General features: G+C 62.1%; 14 protein-coding genes. 6 read left to right on the forward strand and 8 right to left on the reverse strand.

Translation table 11 applies throughout. From position 1 onward, the window contains the following. Positions 1-11 precede the first annotated feature (11 nt). On the reverse strand, positions 12-1,301 hold the full coding sequence (gene senA, locus B9Z50_RS14690; protein ID WP_233249894.1) for a selenoneine synthase SenA: 1,290 nt from the start codon (positions 1,299-1,301) through the stop codon (positions 12-14). On the opposite strand from senA, the gene senB reads away from it, so the two are divergent. The 4 genes from senB to B9Z50_RS14710 are packed head-to-tail and all read left to right on the forward strand — an operon-like array spanning position 1,300 to position 6,048. Further along, positions 1,300-2,274 carry a selenoneine biosynthesis selenosugar synthase SenB gene (gene senB, locus B9Z50_RS14695; RefSeq protein ID WP_108365513.1) on the forward strand — a complete coding sequence of 325 codons (975 nt, stop codon included), beginning with the start codon at positions 1,300-1,302 and terminating at the stop codon, positions 2,272-2,274. The genes senA and senB overlap by 2 nt on opposite strands. Before the next feature lie 2 nt (positions 2,275-2,276). Beyond that, positions 2,277-4,643, forward strand: coding sequence for a selenide, water dikinase SelD (selD, locus tag B9Z50_RS14700; RefSeq protein WP_108365514.1), 2,367 nt, complete (start codon positions 2,277-2,279; stop codon positions 4,641-4,643). Between the two features lie 23 nt (positions 4,644-4,666). After that, on the forward strand, positions 4,667-5,335 hold the full coding sequence (locus B9Z50_RS14705; RefSeq protein ID WP_199221762.1) for a cupin domain-containing protein: 669 nt from the start codon (positions 4,667-4,669) through the stop codon (positions 5,333-5,335). A gap of 2 nt (positions 5,336-5,337) precedes the next feature. After that, a complete protein-coding gene (locus B9Z50_RS14710; RefSeq protein ID WP_108365515.1) occupies positions 5,338-6,048 on the forward strand; it encodes a haloacid dehalogenase type II in 711 nt (236 codons plus the stop codon). Between the two features lie 20 nt (positions 6,049-6,068). Here the strand turns inward: B9Z50_RS14710 and B9Z50_RS14715 are convergent, their stop codons facing one another. Continuing rightward, positions 6,069-7,553 (reverse strand): SulP family inorganic anion transporter, encoded by a 1,485-nt coding sequence (locus B9Z50_RS14715; protein ID WP_108365516.1) that lies wholly within the window; start codon positions 7,551-7,553, stop codon positions 6,069-6,071. A 363-nt stretch (positions 7,554-7,916) separates the two neighbouring features. Between B9Z50_RS14715 and B9Z50_RS14720 the strand changes: the two genes are divergently transcribed. Both B9Z50_RS14720 and B9Z50_RS14725 read left to right on the forward strand, forming a co-directional pair. Further along, on the forward strand, positions 7,917-8,663 hold the full coding sequence (locus tag B9Z50_RS14720; protein WP_108365517.1) for an ABC transporter substrate-binding protein: 747 nt from the start codon (positions 7,917-7,919) through the stop codon (positions 8,661-8,663). A gap of 63 nt (positions 8,664-8,726) precedes the next feature. After that, positions 8,727-9,302, forward strand: coding sequence for a carboxymuconolactone decarboxylase family protein (locus tag B9Z50_RS14725; RefSeq protein WP_108365518.1), 576 nt, complete (start codon positions 8,727-8,729; stop codon positions 9,300-9,302). A gap of 9 nt (positions 9,303-9,311) precedes the next feature. On the opposite strand, the gene B9Z50_RS14730 is transcribed toward B9Z50_RS14725, so the two are convergent. The 6 genes from B9Z50_RS14730 to B9Z50_RS14755 form a co-directional block, all read right to left on the reverse strand. Further along, on the reverse strand, positions 9,312-9,956 hold the full coding sequence (locus B9Z50_RS14730; RefSeq protein ID WP_108365519.1) for a 3-oxoacid CoA-transferase subunit B: 645 nt from the start codon (positions 9,954-9,956) through the stop codon (positions 9,312-9,314). Then, positions 9,953-10,663 carry a 3-oxoacid CoA-transferase subunit A gene (locus B9Z50_RS14735; RefSeq protein WP_108365520.1) on the reverse strand — a complete coding sequence of 237 codons (711 nt, stop codon included), beginning with the start codon at positions 10,661-10,663 and terminating at the stop codon, positions 9,953-9,955. The genes B9Z50_RS14730 and B9Z50_RS14735 overlap by 4 nt, the downstream gene beginning before the upstream one ends. Positions 10,664-10,795: 132 nt before the next feature. Then, on the reverse strand, positions 10,796-11,239 hold the full coding sequence (cynS, locus tag B9Z50_RS14740; protein WP_108365521.1) for a cyanase: 444 nt from the start codon (positions 11,237-11,239) through the stop codon (positions 10,796-10,798). A 49-nt stretch (positions 11,240-11,288) separates the two neighbouring features. Next, a complete protein-coding gene (locus tag B9Z50_RS14745) occupies positions 11,289-12,164 on the reverse strand; it encodes an ABC transporter ATP-binding protein (RefSeq protein WP_108365522.1) in 876 nt (291 codons plus the stop codon). After that, complete coding sequence (gene ntrB / locus B9Z50_RS14750) at positions 12,154-13,020, reverse strand: nitrate ABC transporter permease (RefSeq protein WP_108365523.1); 867 nt, start codon at positions 13,018-13,020, stop codon at positions 12,154-12,156. The genes B9Z50_RS14745 and ntrB overlap by 11 nt, the downstream gene beginning before the upstream one ends. Positions 13,021-13,026: 6 nt before the next feature. Next, positions 13,027-14,433, reverse strand: a complete 1,407-nt coding sequence (locus tag B9Z50_RS14755) for a CmpA/NrtA family ABC transporter substrate-binding protein (RefSeq protein WP_108365679.1) — start codon at positions 14,431-14,433, stop codon at positions 13,027-13,029. Between the last annotated feature and the right edge of the window lie 161 nt (positions 14,434-14,594).

The raw sequence follows: 14,594 nt of genomic DNA on the forward strand, positions 1-14,594 counted from the left end.
ACACCGAGCGTTTACAAAGCCACTGACCGGAACCCCGCAAAAATATCGCGCCGCTCGGGCACAAAGAAGTTGCGGTAACGCACATCGACCACGTTGGCCGAGGTGGCTGCACAGGCTCCACGCAGCACGCGGTGGTTGTGCCACCAAGGCGCTGAATAGTCGCGGTAAGGGTGCACCTCAAAGCCCGGATAGGGCGCAAAGTCGCTGGCCGTCCATTCCCACACTTGGCCCCACTCAAAGCTGGGTTGTTGGGCTGCGCATTCCCATTCGGCCTCGGTGGGTAAGCGCCTGCCTGCCCATTCGCACCAAGCCTGTGCATCAAACGCATTCAAATGCACTGCCGGGGCCTGCAGGTCAAGCAGCTGCCACAGACCAAAGCGCTGCACTTGCCAAGCGCCCTCAACGCAACGCACATGGGGCGCCAGCGCATGGCCCGTGGCCTGCACAAAAGGCAAGTACCTCGCCCAACTCACCGCTGCAGCATCGATCTCGAATGCGGCCAAAGCCTGCGGGTGGGCCTGGCGCTCGTTGTCAAAAGCAAAGCCTGGCCCTGCATGGCCCAAAGTATGAACCTGCGCGGGCACCTGGATGGACACCAGCCGATCCTTGGGCGCGTCGTGCGCAGCCGCTGCACAAGATGCGGGTTCACGCCAACTCAAAGCGGGTGGCACATCCAGCCCCAAGCCCTGCGCCATGTAGACCGAAGCTTCGTTGTGCATGTCTTCGTGCTGCAGCACCAAGCGCCAAAAATACAGCGCATCGTCGCTCTCACCCTGACCGGCATTCAAGGTGGCATGCAGCTGGTCCAGGCTGCGTTGCAGCACCTGCGCCAAATATGACCGCGTTCCGGCCAGATCGGGCAAAGGCAGTGCCCAGCGGCTGTCGTGTGCGACTTCGCTGGAGTTGTAGAGCGCATCGGCATCGGGCAGCAGCGAGACTTCAAAGTCTGCGCCGGAGCTGGCACTGCGCGTGCCCAGGTGGCGCTGGCGGTTGCGCACCGTCCACCACTCCTGAAACCAGGCGATGTGGCCCCATTCCCACAGCGGCGGGTTCATGCCCGGCAAGGGCGGCACCGACAGATCGGGCATGGCGTTTTGCCACGCCTGCATCAGCCCCAGCGTGCGATCGCGGGTGCGTTGCAGGGCCTGGGCCAACTCGGTCGCACTGGCCCTGCGCACGGCGCTGTGCACAGGGCCCAGGCAGCCTGAAGACGACCCATCCAAAAGTCCGCATGAACAGGCGCTTGGTGTGGTCTGCCCTGCCTGCGCCGAGGTACTGCCATTCATGTATAAACCGCCCATGCAAAAACTTCGTGTGGTGATTGTCAGTCCCGCCTTGGCCGACGCCAACAACGGCAATTGGCAAACCGCGCGCCGCTGGCAACAGTTGCTGTCTGCGCATTCTGCACGCATCGTGCGCCAGTGGCCTGACGCGCAGGCTGATGGTGACGATGTCATGCTCGCCCTGCACGCGCGCCGCTCGGCCGAATCGGTGCAGAACTGGCACAACCAGCACGGCCAGCGCGGCTTGGGCGTGGTGCTGACCGGCACCGACCTGTACCGCGACATCGTCAACGATCCGCAAGCGCTGCGCTCGCTGGCGCTGGCGCATTCGCTGGTGGTCTTGCAAGGCCTGGGTGTGAAAAGTCTGCCACCACAACACCAATCCAAAGCCCGTTTGATTTTTCAATCCACGGGTACGCGCCAGACCCTGCCCAAAACCTTGCGCCACTTGCGGGTGGTCATGGTGGGCCATTTGCGCGAAGAAAAAGACCCGCTGACCCTGATGAGCGCAGCGCGCCTGTTGCCCCCAGACGCAAGCGTGTTCATCGATCACATTGGCGCTGCACTTGACCCCGTTTTGGGCCAGACCGCACAGGCCACGCAAGCCCAGTGCCCCCATTACCGATGGCTGGGGGCTGTGCCCCATGCACAAACCCTCAAGCGCATCCAGCGCGCGCACCTGCTGGTGCACTGCAGCCGCATGGAGGGTGGCGCGCATGTGCTGATGGAGGCGGTCTGCAGCGGCACACCCGTGCTGGCCTCGCGCATCGACGGCAATGTGGGCCTGATGGGCGAGGACTACGCGGGTTACTTCGAGCCCGGTGATGCACCCGCGTTGGCGCGGTTGATGCAGGCTTGCCGAACGCAGGGCGGCCATGCGGGTCTGGTGGCACACTTGAGGGATCAGTGCGCCTTGCGCGCACCCTTGTTTGAACCGCAGGCCGAACGTGCTGCCTTGCACCGCTGGGTGCAAGACCTTGGGACCCTTTGAGTATGCAATCTTCCCCTCAACCCGTGCTGCGCGACCTGGTGCTGGTCGGCGGTGGCCACAGCCATGTGGGCGTGCTGCGCATGTTCGCCATGAAGCCCGAACCGGGTGTGCGCATCACCGTGATCTGCACCGACATCGACACCCCCTACTCGGGCATGCTGCCGGGCTACATCTCGGGGCATTACAGCTTTGACGAAGTGCACATCGACCTGGGCCGGCTGTGCGCCTTTGCTGGGGCGCGGCTGTACCACGATGCGGTGGTCAGCATCGACCGCCAAAACCAGAAAGTCATTTGCAAAGACCGCCCTCCAGTGGCGTACGACTTGTTGTCCATCAACATCGGCTCGACACCACAGGTGCGCCATGTGGAAGGCGCTCAATCGCTGGCCGTGCCGGTCAAGCCCATTGCGCAATTCAACCAGCGCTGGCTGGCCCTGCTGGACAAAGCCCGCCAGTGGCCGGTCCACCGGGGTCGCATGACGATTGCGGTGGTGGGCGCGGGTGCTGGCGGTGTGGAGCTGGTGCTGTCCATGCAATACCGCTTGCGCAACGAACTCAAGGCCTTGGGCCGCAACCCGGAAGACCTGAAATTTGTGCTGCTGACCTCGGGCGACAGCATCTTGCTTACGCACAACCCGGGCGTGCGACAGCGCTTTGCCCAGGTGCTGCAAGAGCGCAACGTCGAGGTCCACACACTCGCCGAGGTGGTGCAGGTCTCGCCTGGTTGCCTGCACACGCGTGACGGCCGCACTTTCGATGCCGACGAAACCATGTGGGTCACCCAGGCCGGTGGCCCCGCGTGGCTACAAAGCACGGGCTTGGCGCTCGACAAGCACGGCTTCATCCTGGTGCACCCCCAGCTGCAAACCCTGAACGACCCGCTGGTGTTCGCTGCGGGCGACATCGCCTCGTTTGTGGAACGCCCCCTCGAAAAAGCCGGTGTGTTTGCCGTGCGCATGGCCAAGCCCTTGGCCGAAAATTTGCGCCGCAGCCTGCGAGGCCAAAAGCTGCTGGCCTATGACCCACAACGCCATTGGCTGGCCCTCATTTCCACCGGCAACCGCTTTGCCGTGGCCTCACGCGGCCCGCTGGGCTTTGCCGGGGCCTGGGTCTGGCGCTGGAAGGACCGCATCGACCGGGAGTTCATGCGCCGCTTCACCGAATTCCCGGCCATGCCCGCAGCCGCCAGCCCCGCCCGAGGCGAGTCGCAAGTGCGCGAAGCCGTTCGGGCCATGGGCCAGCTGCTCAAGGACATTCAGACACATGGCAAGGGCCAAACCACGCGGCTGGCGCTGACGTCAGAAGAGTCGCTGCAAGCCATCTCGGCCATCGCCATGCGCTGTGGAGGATGCGGCGCCAAAGTGGGCGCTAACATTTTGTCTCGCGCCCTGGGCAGCTTGCAGCCTGTTGAGCGGCCAGATGTGCTGATCGGCCTGCACTCACCAGACGACGCGGCCGTGGTGCGCGTGCCGCCCGGCATGGCCGTGGTGCAGACGGTGGACTTTTTCCGGGCCTTCATCGACGACCCTTATGTGTTCGGCAAAGTGGCGGCCAACCACGCGCTGGGCGACATTTTTGCCATGGGCGGCGAGCCCCAAACCGCCACCGCCGTGGTCACCGTGCCGCCGGGCCTGGAGAGCAAGGTCGAAGACCTGCTGACCCAAATGATGGGCGGCGCCATCGAGGTGCTGAACGCCGCAGGTTGCGCCCTGGTGGGCGGGCATACGGGCGAAGGTGCCGAGCTGGCCCTGGGCTTTGCCATCAACGGCCTCATCGACGAGAAGATGGACAGCGTGATGCGCAAGGGCGGCATGCAGCCGGGTGATGTGCTGGTGCTGACCAAGCCGATTGGCACCGGCACCCTGTTTGCCGCGCATGCCCGCTACGCCGCCAAGGGCCGCTGGATCGATGCAGCGCTGCAGTCGATGGTGCTGTCCAACCAATCGGGCGCACAGATTTTGCGCAGCCACGGGGCCACGGCCTGCACCGACTTGACCGGCTTTGGCCTGCTGGGTCACTTGGTGGAGATGACCAGGCCGTCCGACGTGGACGCCGAGCTGCAACTGAGCACCCTGCCCCTGCTCGACGGCGCGGTGGACTGCGTGCAAGCGGGCATTGTCAGCTCCTTGCAGCCTGCCAATGTGCGCCTGCGCCGCGCCCTGCGCAATGCCGACGAGTTCGTGGACGACCCGCGCTACCCGCTGCTGTTCGACCCACAAACCGCGGGTGGCCTGCTGGCCAGCGTGCCCGCCGCCCAAGCAGCCGCTTGTGTGCAAGCGCTCAAGGCGGCTGGTTATGTACACACCGCCATCATCGGCCGCATCACCGCGCAAAGCGAGGCCATCGAGCCGGTGCTGCTGAAAACCTGAACGCCTTCAAGGCCTGTTATGTCATGAGCACCGAACACATCACCCTCAACGCCGACCGGACCCAGCGCTGCATCATCCACAGCCCCTCGCTCGATTGGGTGGACTCCCCCGCCTCGGGCGTGTCGCGCCGCATGCTCGAGCGCGACGGCGGCGAAGTGGCGCGCGCCACGTCCATCGTGCGTTATGCGCCGGGCTCGGCCTTTGCCAATCACACCCACGGCGGCGGCGAAGAAATTTTGGTGCTCGAAGGCACACTGCACGACGAGCACGGTATTTACGGCCCCGGCACCTACATCAAGAACCCGGTGGGCAGCTCACACGCGCCGTCCTCTCCTGAGGGCTGCACGCTGTTTGTGAAGCTGCGCCACCTGGACCCGCGCGACGACGAGCGCGTGGTCATCGACACCCGAAACAGCGAATGGCGGCAAGGCATGGTGGAAGGCTTGGAGGTCTTGCCGCTGAACACCTTCGAGACGCAAAACACCGCCCTGGTGCGCTGGGCCCAGCAGACGTTTTTCAACCCGCACCGGCATTGGGGCGGCGAAGAGATCTTGGTGGTCGAAGGCGTTTTCTCAGACGAGCACGGCGACTACCCCGCTGGCAGCTGGCTGCGCAGCCCGCACATGAGCCAGCACCAACCCTTCAGCCGCGAAGGCTGTTTGATCCTGGTGAAAACCGGGCACCTGGTTTGAACATGGCATCACCCACAACCCCCATTCGCGCCGTCGTCTTCGACGCCTACGGCACGCTGTTCGATGTGTATTCGATCGGCGCTTTGGCCGAAAAACTTTACCCCGGTCAGGGCGCGGCCCTGTCGGTGCTGTGGCGCGACAAGCAGATCGAGTACACGCGCCTGATCTCGTTGAGTGACCCCGACCCCAAGGGCAGCCAGCATTACCAATCGTTTTGGGACATTACGCGCGCGTCGCTGCGTTATGCGCTGGCGCGTTTGGGCTTGGTGCACACCAGCGCGAATGAAGATGCACTGATGGCGCAATATGCTCAGCTGACGGCTTTTCCGGAAAACCTGGGCGTGCTGCAAGCACTGCGCCAGCGCGGCGTGGCCACGGCGATTTTGTCGAACGGCAGCCCCGAGATGCTGCAATCGGCCGTGCACAGTGCGGGTATGAGCGAGTGGCTCGATGCGGTGCTGTCGGTGGACAGCGTGCGCCAGTTCAAGACCACGCCCACCAGTTACCAACTGGTGCAGGACCACTTGGGCTTTGCACCCGCTGATGTGTTGTTTGTGTCGAGCAACGCCTGGGACGCGCTGGGGGCGACCTGGTTTGGATTCACCACGCTGTGGATCAACCGCCAAGGCCTGCCGCCCGAGGCCATTGGGCCGGCACCTCAGCACACGGGACGCGACTTGGGCGAAGTGCTGAAGGTCTTGGGCCTTCACTGAGGGCCCAAGCCCAACCCCCTTCAGTGGCCGATGATGAGGTCCTTGCCGTCTTTGTCGTGCACCGCAAACTTGTCGACCAGCGTGGCGCTGGCTTCATTCAGGCCACGCACCTCGACCTCGGCGCCTTCACGGCGGAACTTGAACACCACCTTGTCCAAAGCGCTCACAGCGGTGATGTCCCAGAAGTGGGCGCGGCTCACGTCGATCACCACACGCGGCACCACCTCGTCAAAGTCGAACGCGTCGATGAAGCGATCGGCACTGGCAAAAAACACCTGTCCCACCACCTCGTAGGTGTGGGTGTCGGGGGTGCTGGTCGAGTGCACCAGCAAAATCTGGCCAATCTTGTGCGCGAAGAAAAAGCCCGACAACAACACACCCGTCAGCACGCCTTGCGCCAAGTCGTGGGTGAACACCGTCACCACCACCGTGGCCAGCATGACCACGCTCGAACTCTTGGGGTGTTCGCGCAGGTTCTTGAACGAGCCCCAGTTGAAGGTGCCGATCGACACCATGATCATCACCGCCACCAAGGCGGCCATGGGAATCTGACTCACCCACTCGCCCAAAAACACCACCAAGATCAGCAGCACCACACCGGCCACGAGCGTGGACAAACGGCCGCGCCCGCCGGATTTCACGTTGATCACCGACTGGCCGATCATGGCGCAACCGGCCATGCCGCCAATGAAGCCGGTGGCGATGTTGGCCACGCCTTGGCCCACACACTCGCGGCTTTTGTCGCTCTTGGTGTCGGTCATGTCGTCGACGATGGTCGCGGTCATGAGCGACTCCAGCAAACCCACCACCATGAGCGTGGCCGAGTAGGGCAGGATGATCATGAACGTGTCCCAGTTCAGCGGCACATCGGGCAACAAGAACACCGGCAAGCTGCTGGGCAACTCGCCCATGTCACCCACGGTACGGATGTCCAGGCCCATCCCGATCGAGAAAGCGGTCAGCAGCACGATGGTCACCAGCGGCGAGGGCACGGCTTTGGTGAGGTAGGGCAGGCCGTAGATGATGGCCAACCCCGCGGCGGTCATGGCGTAGACATGCCAGGTCACGCCCACGGTGCTGGGGTTGAGCTCGGGCAACTGCGCCATGAAAATCAAAATCGCCAGCGCGTTCACAAAACCCGTGACCACCGAGCGCGACACAAAGCGCATCAACTGCCCCAGGTGCAGCCAGCCCGCGATCACTTGCAACACGCCCGTGAGCACGGTGGCGGCCAACAGGTATTGCAAGCCGTGGTCTTTGACCAGCGACGCGATCACCAGCGCCATGGCGCCCGTGGCAGCCGAGATCATGCCGGGGCGTCCGCCCGCAAACGCAATGATGGTGGCGATTGAAAACGAGGCGTAAAGCCCGACCTTAGGGTCCACGCCCGCGATGATGGAAAACGCAATCGCCTCGGGGATGAGCGCCAACGCGACCACCAGGCCAGCGAGCACGTCGTTGCGGGTATTAAAAAGCCAAATTTGGCGAAGAGATTGGAGTGTCATGCCGATGAGGCCCTGTGGCTGATCAGCCCGGGGCGTGGTTCAAAATGGGTCGAGGTTTGCACGGGCAGGCCCAAGGCGCTGCGCAGGGTGGCAAACAGGAAGAAGAAAAACGAAACCGGGCCCATGCCCGATGCCGGTCAAGGCGGCGCTACCGAATGAAAATGTCCGCGTGGCATGGCCAGGCCCGGGAAGTCAACCCGAAGAAAGCTCAGCTGGGACGAAAAATTGCGCATCGCTGCATTCTAATGGGCTGTTTCATGGGCATTTCATGGGCTGTTGAGCCTCTGCACTTGCAGGTGTAAGCCATGCGCAGGTTCTGCTTTTCTAAAATTCGCGCGACCAGCACAACGCCCTCAAGCCGCCATGACCACCTCCTCTTCTCTCGCTTCCCTCATCGCGCCACACGGTCCGCTGCGCGTGGCCATCAATCTGGGCAACCCGGTGCTCGCCGGGCTCGATGCGTCGGGTGAGCCCGCGGGCATCTCCGCTGATTTGTCACGCCTGTTGGCCGCACAGTTGGGTGTCGGCATTGAATGGCGCATCTTCAAAAAAGCCGACGAATCGGTGAAGTGCGTGCGCGCCGACGAGGCCGACATCGGCTTTTTTGCCATCGACCCAGTGCGCGGCGAAGGCCTGCTTTTTTCACCGCCCTATGTGCAAATTGAAGGGGCTTACATGGTGCGCAGCGACTCGCCACTGCAAAGCAACGATGAGGTGGACCAGGCCAGCCACCGCGTGGTGGTGGGTGCGGGCAGTGCCTACGATTTGTTTTTGACCCGCCACCTGAAAAACGCCCCCATCGTGCGCGCACCCAGCTCGCCCGCCGTGGTCGATGTGTTCATGGCCCAGCAGCTCGAAGTGGCCGCAGGCGTCAAGCAGCAGTTGCAGGCCGATGCCCAACGCCTGCCCGGCGTGCGACTGCTGCCCGGCCGCTTCATGGTCATCCACCAAGCCATGGGCATACCCGCCCAGCGTGGCGCGCAGGCTCGCGAACACCTGAACGCCTTTGTGGAAGAAGCCAAACGCTCAGGCTGGGTGGCCGATGCCTTTGTGCGGCATGCCATTCAAGGTGCGGCCGTGGCCCCTCCCGGCTATCCCGCACACGACTGATCTCTCTGGGGTGCGGTGCTAAATTGGGTGTTCAACCTTCACCCTCTTGCACACAGACACGCCATGACCGCCCCCAAAACCGACCGCCTGCCCGAAATCCCGCGTGAGCAAATGACCGACGCGCAGCGTGCGGCGGTGGACGAACTCGTCAGCGGGCCCCGCGGCAAACTCTCGGGTCCGTTTGTCCCTTTGATGCGCAGCCCCGAGCTGATGCGCCGCTTGCAAAAAGTGGGCGAATACCTGCGCTACGACAACACCGTGGGTTTGCACAATTCGGAATTTGCCGTGCTGGTGGTGGCACGCCACTGGTCGCAACCGGTGGAATGGCACATCCACAAACCGATTGCCATGAAAGCGGGCGTGAGCGAAGAAACCTGCAACGCACTTGCCGAAGGCCGCCGCCCGCCGAACATGACGGCGCAAGAAACCGTGGTGTACGACTTCTTGCAAGAGCTGCTGCACAACCAATCGGTGAGTGATGTGACGTGGGCGGCTGCACAACAGATGTTTGGCGACCAGGGGGTCATCGACATGACGGCGCACTGCGGCTACTACAGCTTGCTGGCCATGGTGATGAACACCACGCGCCGCAGCTTGCCGGACAATGCCGCGCCGGGCATTGCGCCCTTTCCCCAATAAGCCTGTTGATCAAGCTGCTTTAAGGGGCAACCCGATCAGCGCCGACAACTCTGCCAGTTCCAGGCCATCGACCATGTCCATGACGACCAAGCCTTGTGGCGTGCAAGCGAGCGTGGCCAGGTCGGTGTAGACGCGTTTGACACAACCAATCCCCGTCAGGGGATAACTGCAGTGTTGCACCAGTTTGCTTTGGCCTTGCTTGGTCAGCAGGTCCATCATCACCCAAGTTTGTTTGGCGCCCACGGCCAAGTCCATGGCGCCACCCACCGCCGGAATGGCCCCGGGCTCACCCGTGTGCCAGTTGGCCAAGTCGCCCGTGGCGCTGACCTGAAAGGCCCCGAGCACGCAAATGTCGAGGTGCCCGCCGCGCATCATGGCGAAGCTGTCGGCATGGTGAAAAAATGCGCCCCCGGGCAGCAGGGTCACGGGCTGTTTGCCCGCGTTGATCAGGTCGTAGTCTTCCTGCCCTTTGGCGGGTGCCGGTCCCATGCCCAAGATGCCGTTTTCGCTGTGCAACAGCACCTCGCGGCTGGCCGGGATGTGGTTGGCCACCAGCGTCGGTTGGCCGATGCCCAGATTCACCGTAGCCCCTTCGGGAATGTCTTGCGCCACGCGGGCGGCCAATTCGTCTTTGCTGCGCTTTGTGTAGCTCATGCCTTGATGCCTCCGGCCTGCGTGGCCACACGGTCGATCTTGACCACCGCCTGCACAAAAATACCGGGCGTGACCACGGTCTCGGGGTCCAGCTCGCCCAAAGCCACTTGCTCGTGCACCGTGGCCACTGTTTTGCGCGCCGCCATGGCCATGATGGGGCCGAAATTGCGCGCCGCCTTGCGGTAGGTCAGGTTGCCCCAACGGTCACCGCGCTCGGCCTTGATCAGGGCCAAGTCAGCGTGGATGGGCGTTTCGTACACGTACATGCGGCCATCGATTTCGCGGGTTTCTTTGGGCGTACCATCGGCGTGTTTGGCCAGCTCGGTCCCGAAGCCCGTGGGCGTGAAAAAACCGCCAATGCCCGCGCCTGCGGCACGGATGCGCTCGGCCAAATTGCCTTGCGGCACCAACTCCAGCTCGACCTGGCCCGAGCGGTACAAGCCATCAAACACATGCGAGTCGGTCTGACGGGGAAAGCTGCAAATGACCTTGCGCACCCGACCCGCCTTGAGCAAAGCCGCCAGGCCGTGCTCGGCATTGCCTGCGTTGTTGTTGACCAGGGTCAGGTCGCGTGCGCCTTGTGCCAACAGACCCTCGATCAATTCGTCGGGAATGCCTGCCGTGCCAAAACCACCAATCATGACGGTGGCCCCATCGGCCGTGCCCGCCAGCGCTTCTGCGACGGATGAAACGAACTTGTTGATCATCTTGAATAGGCTCCCGATAAGCCATTCAAGCTTAGCCTGCGAAGCCCTTGCATCCAACACCGATGCGGCAGCATCAAGACACATGGGCGACTTTAGAGGCCGTGCTCAGCCCCAAGCGCCGCCCAAGGTCGATCAGTACTGCTTGTACGGCAGGAACTTGCCCGACAGCACCACATTCACGCGGTCGCCCTTGGGGTCGGGTTGGCGCACGATGTCCATGCTGAAGTCAATCGCGCTCATGATGCCGTCGCCAAACTCTTCGTGGATCAGCTCTTTGATGGTGGTGCCGTAGACACTCACGATTTCGAACCAGCGGTAGATCAGCGGGTCGGTGGGCACCTGGCTGGGCAGCGAGCCTTTGTAGGGCACGACTTGCAGCCACTTGATCTCGTCGGCGCTCAGGCCAAAGATCTTGCCGATGATCTTGGCTTGCTTGGCGTCAAAGGTCATTTGGCCCAGACACCCGGCGGTGACCCATTCCTTAGACAGGCCGACTTTCTCGGCCACGTCGCTCCACTTGATGCCTTTGGCCACTTTGGTGGAGATGATTTTTTCGGTGACTTCTAAACGGTTCATGAAAGACCTCTTGAGGGGAGTTGAAGATAAATTTGGAAAAAAGAAAGAATCAATGGGCTTTAGCGCGGGACACCAAAAAGTCGACGATGTGGTTGCGCATGTCGTAGTAGCCAACCAGGTGGTGCAGCTGGGCGCGAGTGCGTTCACGCGGCAGCGGGTTGACCACCACTTCGGCCAAACCGCCGGGCACATAGCTGCCGCCCGACTCGTTGCCGTTGCTCATGAGCAAGATGCGGTCCGACAGCAAAATCGCTTCGTCCACATCGTGCGTGATCATGAACACCGTTTGCTGCGTCTGGCGCACGATGGTCATCAGTTCGTCCTGAATCGTGCCGCGCGTGAGGGCGTCGAGCGCGCCAAAGGGCTCGTCGAGCAGCAGCATCTTGGGTTGGATGGCGAAGGCTCGGGCAATGCCCACGCGCTGCTTCATGCCGCCTGAGAGTTGGCTGGGTTTCTTGTCGATGGCGTGCAGCAAGCCGACCATGCCGACGTGCTTTTCCACATGCAGGTTGACCTGCGCAGCCTTCCATTCAGGCCACTTGGACCGAACGGCAAACGCGATGTTTTGCCGCACCGTGAGCCAGGGCATGAGCGCATGGCTTTGGAACACCACACCGCGCTCGAGGCTCGGGCCCGCGATCTCGCGGCCGTCCATGAAGGCATGGCCTTCGGTGGCCGTATCCAGGCCCGCGAGCACGTTCAAGATGGTGGTCTTGCCGCAGCCCGAGTGGCCGATGATGCAAACGAACTCGCCCTTGTCGATGTTGAAGGACACGTCCGAAAACACTGGCTTGTCACTTTGGTAGGCCTTGCCCAGTTTTTCGATTTTGAGGAAAGCGTTCATGGCTTGGGCCTTGGGTTGCGGGGCAAAAATTTCCGTGGGCAAAGGCGCGATCAACTCGCGGTCGCTGGTGTCACTCCACATAAGTCACCGCCTTTTGCACTTGGGCAAACGCCAGGTCCAGCAACATGCCGACCACGCCAATCACCAGCACCGCAAAGATCACATTCACCAGCGACAGGTTGTTCCACTCGTTCCACACGAAGTAGCCCACACCCGTGCCGCCCACCAGCATCTCGGCGGCCACGATCACCAGCCACGCGATGCTCATGCTGATGCGCATGCCGGTCACGATGGTGGGCGCTGCGGCGGGCAAGATGACCAAAAAGGCTTTGCGCAGCGGCGTGACTTCGAGCGTGCTGGCCACGTTGAGCCAATCGCGCTTGACCGCAGCCACACCAAAGGCGGTGTTGATGAGCATGGGCCAGACCGAGCAGATGAAGATGACGAAGATGCCGCTGACTTCTGAGTCTTTCAGTGTGTAGAGCGCCAGCGGCATCCAGGCCAGCGGGCTGATGGGTTTGAGCACCTGAATGAAAGGGTCAAACGCTTTGCGCATGAGCGGCGACATGCCGATCATGAAGCCCAAGGGCAAGGCCACCAACACCGCCAAGACAAAGCCCAGCGCCACACGCCCCAGTGAATGCCCCAGCTGGATGCCGATGCCTTTGTCGTTGGGGCCTTTGTCGTAGAACGGGTCGGCCAGGTGCCCCAGCATGGCTTTGCCCACTTCCAGGGGTGGCGGGAAGCCCGTGCTTTTGACGGCACCGGGGTCCTTGCCCATCAACTTCTGGTACTCGATCTCCTCGGCCGTCATGCCCGCTTTGGACGCGCCCGCCACCGATGGCGCGGTAGCCGACAACTGCCACGCCCCCAGAAAGACCAGGAACATGAGCAGCGAGACCAATGCGGCCCGGGTGTTGAGGTGCAAGGTTTTCATGCTGCGTCAGCCCATCTTGTTGATCGCAAAGCTCTTGAGGTAGGCCTCGGGCTTGGCCGGGTCAAACTCTTTGCCCATGATCTTGTGCTTGGGGTAAGGCGTGGTGGCGGCAAAGTCGTGGCCCAGCTCTTTCATGTGTTTGCGTGCATCGGTGATGAGGAACACCTTCTCGGCGATTTGCTTGTAGTTCACATCACCCTTCACATAACCCCAGCGCTTCATTTGTGTGAGCATCCACACGGCCATGCTTTGCCATGGCATGGGGTCAAAGCCAGCGCGGTCGGGCACGTTTTGCACCTTGCCCAAGCCGTCGGCAAATTTGCCCGTGAGCACTTGGTTGATCACCGCCTCGGGTTGGTTCAGGTATTGCGCAGGCGCAATGACTTTGGAGATCAACTCGCGGTTCTCAGACTTGCTGGCCATGGCCGCTGCGGTGAGCACAGCGCGGTAAAGCGCGGCAAAGGTGTTGGGGTTCTTCTGGATGAATTCGGTGCTGGTGCCAAAGGCGCAGCAAGGATGACCGTCCCACAGGTCTTTGGTCAGCACATGGATGAAGCCGACTTCGTCGTAGACCGCACGCTGGTTAAAAGGATCAGGTCCAAGGAAGCCATCGATGTTGCCCGAGCGCAGGTTGGCCACCATCTCTGGCGGTGGCACCACGCGGATTTGCACATCGGTGTCGGGGTTGATGCCGTTTTCGGCCAGGTAGTAGCGCAGCAAGAAGTTGTGCATCGAGTAATCGAACGGCACGGCAAACTTGAAACCCTTCCAGTTCTTCGGGTCGCGGTTGTTCTTGTGCTTCATAGCCAGCGTGATGGCCTGGCCGTTGATGTTTTGGATGGTGGCCACGTTCATGGGCGTGGCGTTCGCGCCCAGCCCCATGCTGATGGCCAAGGGCATGGGCGAGAGGAAATGCGTCGCGTCGTATTCCTTGTTGATCATCTTGTCGCGAATCAAGGCCCAGCCAGCGGTCTTGGTCACCGACACATTCAAGCCTTGCTTTTGGTAGAAGCCCAAGGGCTCAGCCATGATGAGCGGCGTGGCGCAGGTGATCGGGATGAAGCCGATCTTGAGGTTCGTTTTTTCCAGCGGACCTTTGCTTTGCGCCAAGGCCTGCAAACTGGCCACAGGCAACACACTGGCAATGGCGGCCATGGCGGTTTTCTTGCCCACGGCGCGCAAGAACATGCGGCGCTCTTGGTCGTGCGGGAAGAGTGATTTGACCAAGGTGGCCTCGATGAACTCCTGGCTGTAAGCCTCGAATTCAGCGGTCTCGGAGCGGGCGCGCAGTTGGGCGGCAGCGGCATCGGCGGCCACTTCTGCGTGGTGGTCGGCGGGTGAGTGGTCGCGGCCGCAGCTGCACTTGAGCATCAAGGGGCGGTCGGCGTTGTAGGGATCAAAGAATTCAGACATGGCAACCTCGCTTTGTTGAAGATGCACAGGTCTATGCAAGCTGTGGGCCAGAAAACCTTGCTGACGCGCCATCGGCGAGGTGCATGCGCATTTCGCAAGGCGCTTGTCGATGCGGTGTAGGGCTGGCCCTACAAAAGCCGTCTCTGTTGTGTAGGAGCGGT

This window comes from Limnohabitans sp. Bal53 (genome assembly GCF_003063355.1).
Lineage (GTDB): Bacteria > Pseudomonadota > Gammaproteobacteria > Burkholderiales > Burkholderiaceae_C > Limnohabitans_A.